11 protein-coding genes, 1 tRNA gene and 2 pseudogenes are annotated in these 14612 nt (G+C 49.3%); 6 read left to right on the top strand and 8 right to left on the bottom strand.

All coding sequences use genetic code 11. From position 1 onward, the window contains the following. Positions 1-12 precede the first annotated feature (12 nt). The gene (gene smrB, locus C5523_RS07990; RefSeq protein WP_039079832.1) at positions 13-564 is read left to right on the top strand and encodes an endonuclease SmrB; all 552 of its coding nucleotides are present in this window, start codon (positions 13-15) and stop codon (positions 562-564) included. A gap of 65 nt (positions 565-629) precedes the next feature. Here smrB and sixA read toward each other — a convergent pair whose 3' ends face one another. The 4 genes from sixA to C5523_RS07970 all read right to left on the bottom strand — a co-directional run bounded on the left by sixA (position 630) and on the right by C5523_RS07970 (position 5229). Beyond that, positions 630-1115 carry a phosphohistidine phosphatase SixA gene (gene sixA / locus C5523_RS07985; protein ID WP_039079831.1) on the bottom strand — a complete coding sequence of 162 codons (486 nt, stop codon included), beginning with the start codon at positions 1113-1115 and terminating at the stop codon, positions 630-632. 209 nt (positions 1116-1324) lie between these two features. Then, a complete protein-coding gene (gene fadJ, locus C5523_RS07980; protein WP_108700906.1) occupies positions 1325-3472 on the bottom strand; it encodes a fatty acid oxidation complex subunit alpha FadJ in 2148 nt (715 codons plus the stop codon). Then, on the bottom strand, positions 3472-4782 hold the full coding sequence (gene fadI, locus C5523_RS07975) for an acetyl-CoA C-acyltransferase FadI (protein WP_071196191.1): 1311 nt from the start codon (positions 4780-4782) through the stop codon (positions 3472-3474). The genes fadJ and fadI overlap by 1 nt, the downstream gene beginning before the upstream one ends. 162 nt (positions 4783-4944) lie before the next feature. Further along, positions 4945-5229, bottom strand: a complete 285-nt coding sequence (locus tag C5523_RS07970) for a YfcZ/YiiS family protein (RefSeq protein ID WP_108700905.1) — start codon at positions 5227-5229, stop codon at positions 4945-4947. A 370-nt stretch (positions 5230-5599) separates the two neighbouring features. Here C5523_RS07970 and fadL point away from each other — a divergent pair, with 370 nt between their 5' ends. After that, on the top strand, positions 5600-6928 hold the full coding sequence (fadL, locus tag C5523_RS07960; RefSeq protein ID WP_039079827.1) for a long-chain fatty acid transporter FadL: 1329 nt from the start codon (positions 5600-5602) through the stop codon (positions 6926-6928). A gap of 48 nt (positions 6929-6976) precedes the next feature. Here the strand turns inward: fadL and mlaA are convergent, their stop codons facing one another. Continuing rightward, entirely contained in the window at positions 6977-7729 is a 753-nt protein-coding gene (gene mlaA, locus C5523_RS07955; RefSeq protein WP_108700903.1) for a phospholipid-binding lipoprotein MlaA, read from the bottom strand. A gap of 309 nt (positions 7730-8038) precedes the next feature. Between mlaA and C5523_RS07950 the strand changes: the two genes are divergently transcribed. Then, on the top strand, positions 8039-8965 hold the full coding sequence (locus C5523_RS07950) for a formate/nitrite transporter family protein (protein ID WP_108700902.1): 927 nt from the start codon (positions 8039-8041) through the stop codon (positions 8963-8965). A gap of 574 nt (positions 8966-9539) precedes the next feature. Here the strand turns inward: C5523_RS07950 and C5523_RS27650 are convergent. Then, positions 9540-10036: pseudogene (locus C5523_RS27650) on the bottom strand (glycoside hydrolase family protein). A 478-nt stretch (positions 10037-10514) separates the two neighbouring features. Beyond that, positions 10515-11609: an acyltransferase gene (locus C5523_RS07940; protein WP_108702302.1), complete on the bottom strand. Its 1095-nt coding sequence runs from the start codon at positions 11607-11609 to the stop codon at positions 10515-10517. An 883-nt stretch (positions 11610-12492) separates the two neighbouring features. Here C5523_RS07940 and C5523_RS27645 point away from each other — a divergent pair. Next, a pseudogene (locus C5523_RS27645) lies at positions 12493-12867 on the top strand (ATP-dependent helicase); the annotation flags it as partial. Continuing rightward, complete coding sequence (locus C5523_RS07930) at positions 12864-13046, top strand: hypothetical protein (RefSeq protein ID WP_108700901.1); 183 nt, start codon at positions 12864-12866, stop codon at positions 13044-13046. The pseudogene C5523_RS27645 and the gene C5523_RS07930, both read left to right, overlap by 4 nt. Here C5523_RS07930 and C5523_RS07925 read toward each other — a convergent pair. Next, a complete protein-coding gene (locus C5523_RS07925; protein WP_108700900.1) occupies positions 13030-14199 on the bottom strand; it encodes a site-specific integrase in 1170 nt (389 codons plus the stop codon). The genes C5523_RS07930 and C5523_RS07925 overlap by 17 nt on opposite strands. A 195-nt stretch (positions 14200-14394) precedes the next feature. On the opposite strand from C5523_RS07925, the gene C5523_RS07920 reads away from it, so the two are divergent. Beyond that, positions 14395-14469: transfer RNA gene (locus tag C5523_RS07920), tRNA-Arg, on the top strand. Positions 14470-14612: the final 143 nt, after the last annotated feature.

Below are 14612 nucleotides of genomic sequence, written 5' to 3'. Positions count from 1 at the left end.
TGAGATGCGCAGATGAAAAAGAAACCATCGCTTAGCGAGGAGGAGCAGACGCTGTTCCGACAATTAATGACCGGCACGCGTCAAATAAAGCAGGATACGGTAGTCCACCGCCCGACACGTAAAAAAATCAGTGAAGTCCCGGTGAAGCGCCTGTTGTCGGAGCAGGCGGATAACAGCCACTATTTCTCTGATGAATTTCAGCCATTGCTGAACACCGAAGGGCCGGTGAAGTATGTGCGCGACGATGTCAGCCATTTTGAACTAAAGAAGATCCGCCGCGGTGACTATTCCCCGGATCTGTTCCTCGACCTGCACGGCTTAACGCAGCTACAGGCTAAGCAGGAGCTGGGGGCGCTGATCGCCGCCTGCCGACGCGAACACGTCTTTTGTGCCTGCGTCATGCACGGGCACGGTAAACATATTCTCAAGCAGCAGACACCGCTCTGGCTGGCACAACATCCGCATGTTATGGCGTTTCACCAGGCACCCAAAGAGTACGGTGGCGATGCGGCAATACTGGTGTTGATTGAAGTCGAAGAGTGGCAGCCGCCTGAGCTTCCCTGAACGCAACGGACGCGCAGAAACGTAAAAAGCCGCACAAGTGCGGCTTTTTTTCACGGTCCGGCGAATCAGATTGCTTTTGGCATTCTCAGGTTGCAGGGACTCATTTGCCAGTTGTAAACGCCTTTACCGCTCTCATCCAGCGTCACGCTGGCAATCGCGGAGGTAGTGAACATTGGCGGTGTTTCACCCGGGCAAAGCTCGGACACCAGATACCCCACCAACGGCAGATGAGAAATCACCAGCACAGAGGAAGTACCTTCATTTGCCAGCGCCTGGAGATAGGCGCTGACCAGACCAACATCACCACAAGGGGTCAGTTCGGGCAGGACATCCACGTTGTCGGGCAGGTTCATGCATTCACCCACCTCGTTTAGCGTCTGTTCAGCACGAAGAAACGGGCTGACCAGAACACGTTCGACATCCACTTTTTGACCTTTCAGCCAGGTTGCCATCTGACGAGATTCATCACAACCACAAGGGGTTAGAGGACGAACTGAGTCGCTGGCTGCATCGAGGGCTGCATCGCCGTGACGCATGATAAAAACTTGCATATTGCACCGCTTTTGTTAACCAGAAGCATTAACACTCCCCGCGTGAACAGTTCCATTACGACAGGAAATATCAATGGCCGGGCATTGTGCCTGATCCATTCGATGAATGAAACGCTGTTTTTTACCTCAATGGCGTAAGTATAGTCAATGACTGTTTACAAAATAACCATTGCCGCTTCATTCAACGCCGGATTTACCCTTTTTTGACCTTAACTTACAAAATCAGTTTCCTGCTTGTCCCAAAACTTTTCGCCCTGCTCAGCCATTTGTAACAAAAGCTGACAAGGTGCAAAACGTTCCCCATAAAGCGAAGCCAGGCGCTGCAGAGTTGCGACAATATCACCCGCGCCAAGGGTATCCATATAGCGGAACGGGCCGCCCAGGAAAGGCGGAAAACCGATGCCAAACACCGCGCCAATATCACCATCTCGCGGGCTGCGAATCACCTTCTCGGCGAAACAGCGTGCGGCTTCGTTAAGCATCATCATGACGCATCGTTCGGCAATCTGTTCTGCCGATAATTTGCCTGTGCCAGATGCCCCCACAAGCGGGTAAATTGCCGGGTCAGGCTGTTTGTTGCTTTTACGCCCTTTCTTACCGTAAAGATAGAAACCGCGCTCATTTTTTCTGCCTTTGCGATCGTCATTCAATATTGCAGAAACGACGCTTGCAGGGGCACTAAAACGATCACCATAAGCAGCCTCCAGTACAGGGATAATTTTAGTCCCGGTGTCGATGCCCACTTCATCCAAAAGTTGGATTGGGCCGACAGGAAAGCCAAATTTTACCAGCGCCTTATCGATATTCTCGATACGTTCCCCTTCGCTCAGGAGCCGCATCGCTTCGCTCATATAAGGCGCCAGAATGCGGTTCACGTAAAAACCGGCTTTGTCCGCCACGACGATCGGCGTTTTGCCCTGCTTCTTCGCCAGTTTCACCACTGTTGAAATAGTTTGTTCGTCGGTACCGGCATGGGGAATGACTTCCACCAATGGCATCTTCTCAACCGGGCTAAAAAAATGTAATCCGATAATATTCCCAGGACGTTCAGCCCTGGCCGCAATATCACCGATCGGCAATGACGACGTATTGGAGGCAAAAATGGTCTGCGGCGCACACTGCGCTTCAATCTCCGCCACCATCTGTTGCTTAAGAGTCAAATCTTCGAATACGGCCTCTATCACCACATCCCGATGGGAAAAACCGCTGTAGTCCGTAGTACCGGAAATGCGCGCCATTTGCGCATCACGCTCAGCAGATTTGAGATGGCGGCGACGCACCTTTTTATCAAGCTGTTCCCAGCTATATTTCAGCGCGTGGTTAATGCCTTTCGGATTAATATCTTTTATGCGAACCGGGAGATTACCCTTCACTGCCGTCACGTAGGCGATCCCGCCGCCCATTAACCCGCCGCCGAGAACACCAACGGAGCGCAGCGGACCGGCGGCAACCGGGCTGCCGGGGTCTTTTTTCACCTCAGTGCTGGCAAAGAAAATATGCCGCAGCGCCTGCGATTGCGGGGTCATAGCCAGTTGACCAAACGCGCGTGCTTCGGCGTCATAACCACTGCTACTGCCCTGGCTTAAGCCCGTTTCGATAACATTCAGAATACGGGTCGTCGCGGGGTAGTTGCCTTGGGTTTTTTGCTCGGTTTTTTTCGCGACCATGCGGAATAACAGCGCGCGGACCAGCGGCCCGGCCAGCAGACGTTCACGTACCGGCAGGCTGCGGCTGGCAGGACGGCCCTGCGCGGCAAGCTCTGTGGCAGCATCCAGCAAAATGGACACCGGCACGACATCATCCACCAGCCCGGCTTTTAACGCCTGGCGCGCGCGCAGTTGTTTACCGGTCAGGATCATATCCAGTGCAGTGCTTACTCCGACCAGACGCGGCAGCCGCTGGGTGCCACCAGAACCAGGCAGCAGACCAAGCTGCACTTCGGGCAGCCCCAGGACCGTCTTCACATCATCCGTACAAATTCGGCGATGGCAGGCTAATGCCAGTTCCAGACCGCCGCCAAGGCATGGGCCATGGATGGCGGCGATCACCGGGATCGACAGCGCGTGGATCTCGGCCATGATCTGCTGCCCCTGGCGCGCCAGATCTTCGGCCTCTTTGGCCGTTTTGCAGCGATCGATCATGTTGATATCCGCCCCGGCGATAAAATTATCCGGTTTTGCGGAAATGAACACCACGCCGCGAATCTGTTTGTTTTCACGAATTTGTTTAAGGATGGCGCGTACCTGGCTGCCAAACTCCGCCTTTAGCGTGTTCATCTTTTCGCCGGGAACATCAATACTGACAACGGCAACATTGTCCGGGCGTACAACGAGGGTAAATGCTGAGGTCATGTCCATTATTCGGCCTCCAGAACCATAGCTGCGCCAAGCCCGCCTGCGGCACAGGCGGTGACAAGGCCAAATCCGCCGCCGCGTCTGCGCAGTTCATGCAAGGTTTGGGTGATCATTCGCGCACCGGTTGCCGCAAACGGATGCCCGTAAGCAATTGATCCCCCCAGCACATTGAATTTGCTGTCATCCACCTCACCCGTTGCCTGCGACCGGCCCAATACATCGCGGGCAAAACGCTCGCTGGCCATCAGTTTCAGGTTGGTCAGGGTTTGCGACGCAAAAGCTTCGTGCATATCCAGTAAGGTTAAATCCGCCATCGTCAACCCTGCTCTGTCGAGCGCCAGCGGCGTCGCCCAGGCGGGTCCCAGCAGCATGTCCTGCTGCACGTCAATGGCGGTGAAAGCGTAGCTTCGCAGGTATCCCAGAGGCTGCAAACCCAGCTCTTTCGCCCGCGATTCAGTCATCAGGATCACCGCTGCTGCGCCATCGGTAAGGGGAGTACTGTTCGCCGCGGTCACGGTGCCGTGTCGACGATCAAAGGCCGGACGCAGTTTGGCGTAATCCGCGAGGCTGGAATTTTGCCGTACATTATTGTCCTGGGTTATCGGATCGCGAAAAGGTGGCGCATAGGCGGTCATCACTTCATCTGCCAGCTTTCCCTCAGCCCAGGCCTGCGCCGCAAACTGGTGAGAACGGTGGGCCAGCGCATCCTGTTCTTGACGCGTGATGCCATAGGTTTTCGCCATCTGCTCTGCGGTATCGCCCATGCGTAAACCGGTAGAATATTCAGCTACCGCAGGCGGCACCGGCAGTAAATCACGCAGCCGTAAACGGGAGAAAAGCTTTAATTTTTGCCCTGTGCTGCGCGCTTTGTTGGCATCAACCAGCACGCGAGCCAGTTTTTTGCTCACGCCGATGGGCAACACTGATGAGGAGTCAGCACCACCCGCGATACCTGCACGGATCGTCCCCGCCATCAGGCTTTCGGCAACGTTTGCCACCGCCTGAAAACTGGTGGCACAGGCGCGGCTGACGCTGTAGGCATCGGTGTGCACACTCATGCCCGTTCCCAGCACGATTTCTCGCGCGATATTCGGCGCTTCCGGCATTTGCACCACCTGGCCAAAGACCAGTTGCTCAATGATTTCCGGCGGGATTTCGCTACGGGCAAGGAGTTCGCCCACCACCATTTTGCCGAGATCGATAGCCGGGACACCGTGGAAAACCGTTGCCTGACGGGCAAATGGCGTACGTAATCCACTGACAATGGCGATGCGGTCGCCCTGACGGGTGACAAGCGGTAATGCCTGACTCATAACACTCCCCTGTTAACAGCATGATGCACTAGTGGTCGGACCTGATAACAGTCTTAACTAATTATTTACATTTAGCCAATGGGGGAAAGAAAAAAGTGGGAGGTAAAACACAGAGATGATTGAAAAAACGCTCCCGCAGATGCAGGAGCGCAGGCAGGAAGATTAACGCAGACCTAACTGGAAAATCAGGGTTTCCGCTTCGCAAGCGAAAACAAAATCGATATTCAGACGCACGCCGCCATCAACCTCAGTGAACGTTGAGGTGATCTGGCAAGGATCTGACTCCACGCCACGCGCGCGCGCCGTCAGCGCAGCCAGCGTCTCTTCTGCATCGGTGCGGTTTGTGAACACACGGCTATACGAGGCGGTGCAATCGGAGTTGTCCATGATGGTACCAACATCCATACAGCAGCAAACCGGGGTTTCATCAGCACTGCATTTACTCATTGTGATTTCCTCTGAATTCGCACCCAAGGTGCCAAATAAACGTTGTGCATATTTTACCCCCCTCAATAACGCGTCTCCAGTTGATAATTTGAGGAAGCGCCCTAAGTGACCGAAATCACACTTAAAAATGATCCAGAACAAAAACCACCCATTATCATTAGCGGCGCTGGCCACAATTTTGCCACGCAGATCCCGTTTCGAAGATCACAATTGAAAAATTTTATATACAAGCTTGCAACATTTACTCTGGTCCGACCTATACTCTCGCCACTGGTCTGATTTCTATGAAGTACCGCAGACCCTACACTTCGCGCTCCTGTTACACCACGTAACATAGTTTAAATAAAAATAACCGGATGAGGTTTTGGTCATGAGCCATAAAAACCTGTTTACCAAATCTGCACTCGCAGTTGCAGTGGCAATCGTCTCCACCCAGGCCTGGTCCGCAGGCTTCCAACTCAACGAGTTTTCTTCTTCTGGTCTTGGCCGCGCCTATTCCGGCGAAGGCGCTATTGCAGATGACGCGGGCAACGTCAGCCGCAACCCGGCGCTGATCATGATGTTTGACCGTCCGACTTTCTCTGCGGGTGCTATTTTCGTTGACCCGGATGTTGATATTTCAGGCACGTCACCGACAGGTGCCAGCCTCGATTCGAAAAATATTGCGCCAACAGCATGGGTTCCAAACCTCCATTTCGTCGCGCCAATTAATGATCAGTTTGGCTGGGGCGCGTCGGTTACCTCTAATTACGGTTTAGCAACCGAGTTTAATAACAGTTATGCCGCAGGCGCATACGGCGGTAAGACAGATCTGGAAACCCTGAACCTGAACCTGAGCGGTGCTTATCGTCTGAATAACCACTGGAGTTTCGGTCTGGGCTTTGATGCGGTGTATGCCAAAGCGAAGATCGAGCGCTACGCAGGTGACCTGGGCAAAGTCGTTGCTGGCTCAGGTGCGTTACCACCGATCCCAGGCCTTGCACAGCAGGTTGCAGGTATCCCGGCAAATACTCAGATAGCTTATCTGAAAGGTGATGAGTGGGGCTTCGGCTGGAACGCCGGTATCCTTTATGAACTCGATAAAAACAACCGTTACGGCTTAACCTACCGTTCTGAGGTGAAAGTCGACTTTGATGGCGATTACAAGAGCAGTCTGCCTTCAGCCTATAACCAGATCCTCGGCAACTTCGGTCTGCCAATGGGCACCAATGGCAGCACCACTGGCGGTTCTCTGACCCTCAACCTGCCGGAAATGTGGGAAATCTCAGGTTATAACCGCGTTGCGCCGCAATGGGCTATCCACTACAGCATGGCCTATACCAGTTGGAGTCAATTCCAGGAGCTGAAAGCGACAAACAGCAACGGTCAGACTCTGTTCTATAAAGATGAAAGCTTTAAAGATTCTTACCGTATCGCGCTGGGTACCACCTACTATATGGACGATAACTGGACCTTCCGTACCGGTATCGCCTTTGATGACAGCCCGGTTCCGGCCGACAAACGTTCTATCTCCATTCCGGACCAGGACCGTTTCTGGCTGAGCGCAGGTACCACTTATGCGTTTAATAAAGATGCGTCTGTGGATGTCGGCGTGTCTTATATGCACGGTCAGAAAGTGAGCTTCCAGGAAGGCCCGTACAAGTTCACATCAGAAGGTCGTGCGTGGCTGTACGGCGCGAACTTTAACTACGCGTTCTGATTTATTGCAGACGTAAAAAAGGTGAGCTTCGCGCTCACCTTTTTTCGTTTATTCGGAGTCGATATCCTTGAGGTCACCCTGAATCGCCTGGGCGTTCGGGTTTTCCTGCGGTTTGAGCTTACCGCCGTTGGCGATAAAGTCATGACGCTGGAAGTAAGCTTCACGCACCATGATGTAAGGATCGGAAGACTGACGCAGCAGGCCGTCGGAATCGAGCAACTGCGCGCGGGTTTCAATACCTTCCACCGTCCATTTACCAACCGACAGCGGCCAGGTCAGCCAGGACAGCACCGGATAGAGCGTATCCGCCATGTCACCGCCATCTTCACGAAGCGTAAAGCTGCCGTAGAATGGCAACTGTATGTACGGCCCGTAGCCAACGCCATAATGCCCCAGCGTGCTACCAAAACGGTGCGGTTCAACACGCTGCAGTTTCGGGTTCGACATCCCTGCAACATCCATCAGGCCACCCATACCCAGCAATGTGTTGAGGAAGAAGCGCGTAAAGTGAACCATACCCTGATAGGGATCGCCCTGCAGGAAGTAGTTCACCATGATGGCCGGTTCTTCAAGGTTGCTGGTGAAATTGCTCAGGCCGTTACGCGCGGGCTGCGGCACATAATCACGCCATGCCACCGCAACGGGACGCACAACATACGGGTCCAGGACATTAAAGTTGAAGTTGTACATGGTGCGGTTAAATCCTTCCAGTGGATCTGAACGCCCCTGCGTGTCTCCTGAACTGGCGCAGCCCGCCAACAGTGTGGTTGCCAGCGCAATCGCCGACACACGAAATTTCATAGGTGTCTCCCTGAAGAAAATGGCTTTCGCTCAGTGCCATCCAGAAGGGCACAAACGCAATCTGCCTCGGTTCGCGTCATAAACATGCAAGGCATTGTATCAGCACACCTTGTGTTGTCTACGCAACGCGCGAATCTCACATTGAGCATAGTCGCAGTTTGTCCCCTCGTTTCGTTACAATTTTATCTCATCTTCGCCAAAGTCATATCACCATAGCTGCCATCTCCACCAAATTAGGAGGAAGCCCTCCAGACCTTCTAAAAAAAGTCGCTACGCTTAGACCATGGGCCACAAGTAGACAGAGGCAATATGGACGGCATCAAAGACGAGAAAATTGACAAACACAGCGACGGAATAGATGTGGAAAGCGAAGAGAAAATAGGTGGCGAGCAAATTGAAGTAGATGAAGAGCGCCTCCCCTCCCGCGCGATGGCTATCCATGAGCATATCCGTCAGGACGGCGAAAAGGAGCTGGAACGCGATGCCATGGCGCTGTTTTGGTCCGCCATCGCCGCCGGGCTGTCGATGGGTGCCTCGCTGCTGGCAAAGGGGATCTTTCACGTTCAGCTAGCAGGCGTACCGGCCGCCTTTATTCTGGAGAACCTCGGCTATACCTTCGGCTTTATTATTGTGATTATGGCCCGCCAGCAGCTTTTTACTGAAAACACCGTTACCGCTGTACTTCCGGTGATGCAAAAGCCCTCATGGGTCAATTTTGGCCTGATGATGCGCCTGTGGAGCGTTGTGCTGCTGGGGAATCTCATTGGTACAGGTATCGCGGCGTGGGCCTTTGAATATATGCCGATTTTTGATGAGCCGACGCGCGACGCGTTCGTTAAAATTGGTATGGATGTAATGAAGAACACGCCGATGGAGATGTTTTCCAACGCCATTATTTCCGGCTGGATTATTGCCACCATGGTCTGGATGTTCCCGTCTGCGGGTGCTGCAAAAATCGTGGTTATTATTCTGATGACCTGGCTTATCGCTCTGGCCGACACCACCCATATCGTGGTAGGCGCGGTGGAGATTTTTTATCTCATCTTTAATGGCAATATCCACTGGAGCGAATTTTTCTGGCCGTTTGCGCTTCCGACGCTTGCCGGAAATATCTGCGGCGGTACGTTTATCTTCGCGCTACTGAGCCACGCGCAAATTCGCAATGACATGATTAACAAACGCAAAGCTGAGGCAAAAGCCAAAGCAAAACAGGAAATAGCCGAAAACAGGGGCTGACTGGCGACACTTTAACCACTCGGGCGCAGGACACTTAACGCAAAGGCGAAATGAAGTTATACTCCTGCCGCCTCGTCCCCTTAGTTAAATCAAAAGAAAAAATAATTCTTTAGTTTAATTGATTTCATATCATTGAATATAAATTCAAACACTCAGTTATGTCATCATCATTCTATTGCCTTATACTACAACTACCAGCGGTAAATATTATTACGTAGACATCTAACGCATTCCGAGGCTTGAATATACGCCTGCCGATCTTCGTCACTTTCCCGATCAGAGTTATTTATCTTGCACTGCGTCGTCATCAAAACGGCACACAGTGCGCGTTTCGAGTCGTTAACATATGTCATCACGTCACGATAAAACGTTTCGCTAAATTAGGTTGGCATCGATAGTGACCACTGCCGCTTTCTGCTCACCAGTAGCAACAGCGTTTTCTGTTTTCATCTGCTTAGCTTTAGCCTCGCTGTTTACGGGCTCGCTGTGCGCCTGTCAGGCTTTCAGATAACCGGTGTGATATGTACTGGCGTAGAGAGTCAAAATCGCTGCAGTCAGCATGATTTTAAAGCTGTCACTCGTAAATCATCCAGCAAGCAAGCACCGATTTCTGACCTCCTTGTTCCACCTCACCATAGTAGCCAATAGCCTGCCCTTTCGTCCGCCGACAGTCGCTGTCGAACACACAGCGCCGGATTTCAGGACATACGCCTTTATGGTCGCCAGCATTAAGTTTTTATAGAACGTTGAAGAGAAGCATTTCCCGGGGTCGATGTTATACAGGTAGAACGAAACAATGCCGACCTTCTGCAGTGCGGTCAAAAGTAAATGCGCGTTGCGTTCCAGCCAAGCCAGCACCATATTACGTTTGAGCGCGTTTACGAGACGACATTAAGCCAGAGTCAATCACTGTTCCCTGATTACTGGCTTACCATTCACCGTTGTGGTACTACGGCAAATCGGCCAGATGGCTAAGTCGTCACAGTATGACGCCAAATTATTTCCTTCTTTCTCCTCAAGGAACTGATCCATAATCACCGACACTGCGGTTCCGGCCAGAATGAGGCTGATTACTGCGAGACTAAGTTTCCTCGCAAGATCTTTCTTAGTTACACCTCAGTTTCAGTCATCACACGCTGAACCTTTGCAACAACTTCATCGGCTTGTTCAAGGTTGTGGGAATCTGACTCACACAGAAAATCGATAGCCCCGTGGTTACGCTGCAGGCCTGGCGAAAGTCGCTCTGCGACGATCAGCTTTGATTTTCGCTCGGATCTACAACCAGCCCAGAAAAGAGAGGGGAAAGCTAAAAACGGCCAGCCCAGGATAAATTAAATCAAGAGGGCTAATACCGAGATAAACGGCAATTGTAGTGATTAGCACGTTGCCCACCCAAGCAAGCCGGTTGGTTTAAAGTTTCATCCTCATACCTTACCCCCGGATGGAATACTGTTAAGTGCTCCAAGGGTAAGGTTTTGAGTTGGTCGGGATCCTGACTATTAGAGGGGCGATACAGAGATCAATACGACGTATTCATATCTGGCATATTTTAACCATTTATATTTTTCTTATGGGCCAGGAAGCCGAATGCATCCCATAATTTATTAAATGCCTGTGTTATTTTTTTATCGAAAAACTTTATATATAGCGCTGCGATAGAAAACGATATCAACACCGCTATGACCACAGTAACTTCATAGTTAACAAATGATTTCGTTACAGGATAATCTGCCCACCATTTTCTTTCGAACATCGCATGAGACCAAAAACCTATATCAGCATGTATTAAATACAATGGATATGTCATCGCACCAAGAAACTTGACAACACCATAAAACCGCCCTACTTCCGATACATTAGAAGCACACCATGTCAATGCAACAAGGGCGATACATGTAAGAAGAAGTGATGCGTCTGAAACAGAATACCCGAAGCTACCAGTGATATATGAGTTGAAGCCAATCATTCTATTGTAAATAAGAACAACACTAAGGATAATCAATGCAATATCAAATGGAGAAGCTTTATTTTTCCTCACATCATATATTATAACACCAGCAATGAAGTGGCCAGCATGCTCTGTTATAAAAATGTAATCAATTGCGTTTGAGTGCAATATAAATTGATTAATATACGCTATTAAAATCCATGCAAAGCATATTTGTTTTTTATAATCACTCCAAACATTAAGCAACATCATAGCAAACACAAGAAGATAAAATGTTACCTCTTTTTGTATTGTCCAGTAAATGTCACTAAAGAAATGATGACCAAAAGCTTGGGGGAAAAATGTAAAACTATAGAAAAGAGATATTAGCCTCTCCCTTAAATCAACCATTGGAAGTGATACGGAGAATATTAGAACAATAAATCCAAAGATAACAAATGTTGGTACAATTCTATTTATCCTTGATTTAATGAATGCAAGAGGAGTTCTTCCATCTGAAGACAGTGATATCACAAATCCACTTATAAGAAAAAATAAATCGACACCAAAATCCCCAAAGTAGAACGCGTTAATTGTTAACTCTTTTGGTAAGAAGCCGGAGACAGGCCCGGCAAACAAGTAGTGATACAACATCACCATCATAAACGCCATGAAGCGAAGACCGTCAAGCGCTTCAATTCTTGTTGTGGTTTTCATCAAATCCTCTGGTGCATATTTTTTTATGCGTAGCATAATACCCCAGAGGTGCTACCAATCAAAGTTTATCTTGTCAAACTTACGGCGATACCTACCATAACAAAACTGTTATTTGAACGTAGTTTAATCTATAGGCGTCGGCCTCGACATTGTGCTCAATCATTTTGTACTTTCTGTAACCAAGCCGCGCCCGGCCATAACTTTCATGACCTGCTGTACAGTATACGCGATATTCCCTCCACATGCCCGCCAAAATCTCGGTAGTCCTTGAGTCGTTGGAAGATTCCTGAACGCAACGCAAGTTCCTGAGATGATGTTATCGCATTGACAGTAAATGCTTCAACTTTAGTTTGAAGCATTTCATCTGAGGCTGTTACAACCCCTCCAGTTGAATAAACTGTAACCCAGCGCCGTGACGAATTTCCAGGAGTATAAATACTACCCACATGAGGACCGCAAGCTCCATCAGCATCGAGAGGTAATATCGGATCTGTAATGTTAACCCAACATTTCCGCCACGGGTGTTTAGTGTAATCGGATAGTTATTATCAGTCGCATCGCGATCCTGAATAAACCCATACTTTTACCAAGGTAACCTATCCACATTTCGCGGGCCCTGTCTGTGTAAGTGGGTCTTACAATGACCGATTGTTTTTGAATGCTGCCTGAAAGAGGAATGCTTGTTTTCTTATCTACTCTGAACAGAACTCGAGAGTATCTACCAGTGCTCATTATTCCAACATGTTCGCCGAACGTTATCTTCATAACTTTATGCAGTTTATCTGCCCTGGCATCACCGTTATAGAATCGAAAAGGGTTGTAAGCCCGTATTTCAAATTCACCCGTTGCTTTAGCAGAGATATTCAAATTCTCTACATCCGCACTCGTGGTAGCCTGCCACTGGAAACACGACCTTGTGCTCCTGCTTAAAACATTCCTACGCGGCCAACGCCTTGACCAGGTTCCACAAAAACGGCGCGATTGGAAAGCTGGGAAAAAATCAGTTCGCTCATGCAACCTGCCAGGTAGCGGTAACATATTGGTATTTTTCTCGCACCGGGAGGACCTGGAGCAATATAGGCAAATTATCGAACGCATCGGCCATCTCGATAAATCCAGGCCGGATACAACCATTCGATGTTCATCCCACACTATCTCCGCAGACACTATGGAAGAAAAGGTGATGAAACGGCGCAACTCAAAACGAACAGTGCAAGACATCCAACTTGATGCCTTGAAAAAGAAAGGCAGGTTATGATTACTGATTTTATGAGTGAAAAAAGATTATCGGAATTACTACAGAAAAAGCGAACCGCCATGTGTGGTCTGAAAAAAGAACATGTTTTTCCTGAGACTATCCTTACTCATCCGGCACAAAACAGCCGCCAGGCTGTTGAAAAATGGCTTAACGCCGGAGGTGTTAACCAAGCTGTTTAACGTGCCAGAAAATTTTATCAGCATACAACTCATATGCCTCTTTCTGTTCCCCCAACCAGTTATGTTTATTATATACGGCCATTACACCCCCCAGTTCATGCCCCAGCATCTTTTCGGTGACATGGGGCATAACACCTTCTGCTGACAGGTTTGTTACGAGCGATCTCCTGAAATCGTGTGTATGCCAGTCAGGAATATCAATTTTCTCTCGTAACTTTTTCATGTACAGATTGCATGAAGATCGGTCAATTGCTTTATCAAAAGATTGACCTGGAAACAGCACATCATTACCAGTATTCAAGAGGCGTTCTACATAGGGTTTGATTTGGTCAAAGATAGGACGCCTGATAAGTTTACCCATCTTTGAATGCTCTTCTGGAGTAGTCCAGATAAGATCATCCATATTGAATTCGGCAGCAGTTGCCAGGCGCAGTTCTGACAGTCTCGGCCCCCAAAGTAACAGCATCTGATGCAGGACTTTATTAGAAGAGACAATTTTTGTATTTTCGAGCGCCAGCCAGACCTTAGCTAACTCAGTGTAAGTTAATACCCGTTTGCCAACGTCTGGCCTTTTACCAATGTTTTTAACGCTTAATTTCATCACTTCACATGAGGGGATAAGCTGGCGACTGATGCACCAGTTGATTACTGAGCGCAACTGGACCAAAAGCACGCGTGATTTCTTATCGTTCATTTCTTCTTGCTTGTCGAAGAAACGCACCCAGGCTGAAACAGGAATGTTGGCAACGGGAGTGCCAGAGAACTGTGTGTACATGCTGTTGTACACAACCGATTTATAAAGTGTTTGTGTGTTAGGTTTCAACTTAGAGGCATACTTATCCCACCACTGATCGAGACAGTCTTTAAGAGTCAACTCTCCGTCTTCACGGGTAAAATAATTTTTTGGGTTTACCCCCTTCATGTACAATGCGCGCATCTCGCCGACGATGACTCGCGCTTCTTTCAATGAAGTTGCTGGATATCGGCCCACGGTGATACGGACTGGTTTGCCATCCCAACGATAGCGATACTGGAAAGTGACGGTTCCTGCAGGGGATATGCGCGCGCTCAGACCATCACCGTCGGTAACCTCTGGTGCTCCAGAATATGGTTTGCCGCTGATGCTTCGAAGCTTGGTATCACTGAGAGCCACGATTAAGTTTCCTGTACACACTTGGGAAACTGATTCTGTACTCATTCTGTACGCAATGGCAAGTGAACGAAGGTGATTTTTAGAGAAACGACAACGAACAATTAAAAACACAAGAGAACTTAATTCTTGAATCGGAAATAGTAAACACGGTAACATTGCAAACAACGCGAACAAAGAAAACCAATCGCGATCTATGTCCCCTTAGTTAAATGGATATAACGAGCCCCTCCTAAGGGCTAGTTGCAGGTTCGATTCCTGCAGGGGACACCACTACCAAACCTAAGACAGTCCAATAACTTCCATAACTCACTAAAAATAAAAGAAAGTATAAAGAATCCACGTCTAAACAAGTTCCATAACTTCTAATGGAATCTATACGCACTTGCGTATAGGATTGTGTGTAACCCGGTTCG

The organism is Phytobacter sp. SCO41, assembly GCF_003073275.1.
Lineage (GTDB): Bacteria > Pseudomonadota > Gammaproteobacteria > Enterobacterales > Enterobacteriaceae > Phytobacter > Phytobacter diazotrophicus.
This window is presented reverse-complemented; position numbering and strand designations above follow the sequence as displayed.

What these genes read in the sequence shown, in the direction of transcription:
- C5523_RS07950 (WP_108700902.1), top strand. Translation starts at nt 8,039, where the DNA reads ATGGACGGCATCAAAGACGAGAAAATTGACAAACACAGCGACGGAATA.
- C5523_RS07930 (WP_108700901.1), top strand. Translation starts at nt 12,864, where the DNA reads ATGATTACTGATTTTATGAGTGAAAAAAGATTATCGGAATTACTACAG.
- mlaA (WP_108700903.1), bottom strand. Translation starts at nt 7,729, where the DNA reads ATGAAATTTCGTGTGTCGGCGATTGCGCTGGCAACCACACTGTTGGCG.
- fadI (WP_071196191.1), bottom strand. Translation starts at nt 4,782, where the DNA reads ATGAGTCAGGCATTACCGCTTGTCACCCGTCAGGGCGACCGCATCGCC.
- C5523_RS07940 (WP_108702302.1), bottom strand. Translation starts at nt 11,609, where the DNA reads ATGAAAACCACAACAAGAATTGAAGCGCTTGACGGTCTTCGCTTCATG.
- sixA (WP_039079831.1), bottom strand. Translation starts at nt 1,115, where the DNA reads ATGCAAGTTTTTATCATGCGTCACGGCGATGCAGCCCTCGATGCAGCC.
- C5523_RS07970 (WP_108700905.1), bottom strand. Translation starts at nt 5,229, where the DNA reads ATGAGTAAATGCAGTGCTGATGAAACCCCGGTTTGCTGCTGTATGGAT.
- fadL (WP_039079827.1), top strand. Translation starts at nt 5,600, where the DNA reads ATGAGCCATAAAAACCTGTTTACCAAATCTGCACTCGCAGTTGCAGTG.
- fadJ (WP_108700906.1), bottom strand. Translation starts at nt 3,472, where the DNA reads ATGGACATGACCTCAGCATTTACCCTCGTTGTACGCCCGGACAATGTT.
- smrB (WP_039079832.1), top strand. Translation starts at nt 13, where the DNA reads ATGAAAAAGAAACCATCGCTTAGCGAGGAGGAGCAGACGCTGTTCCGA.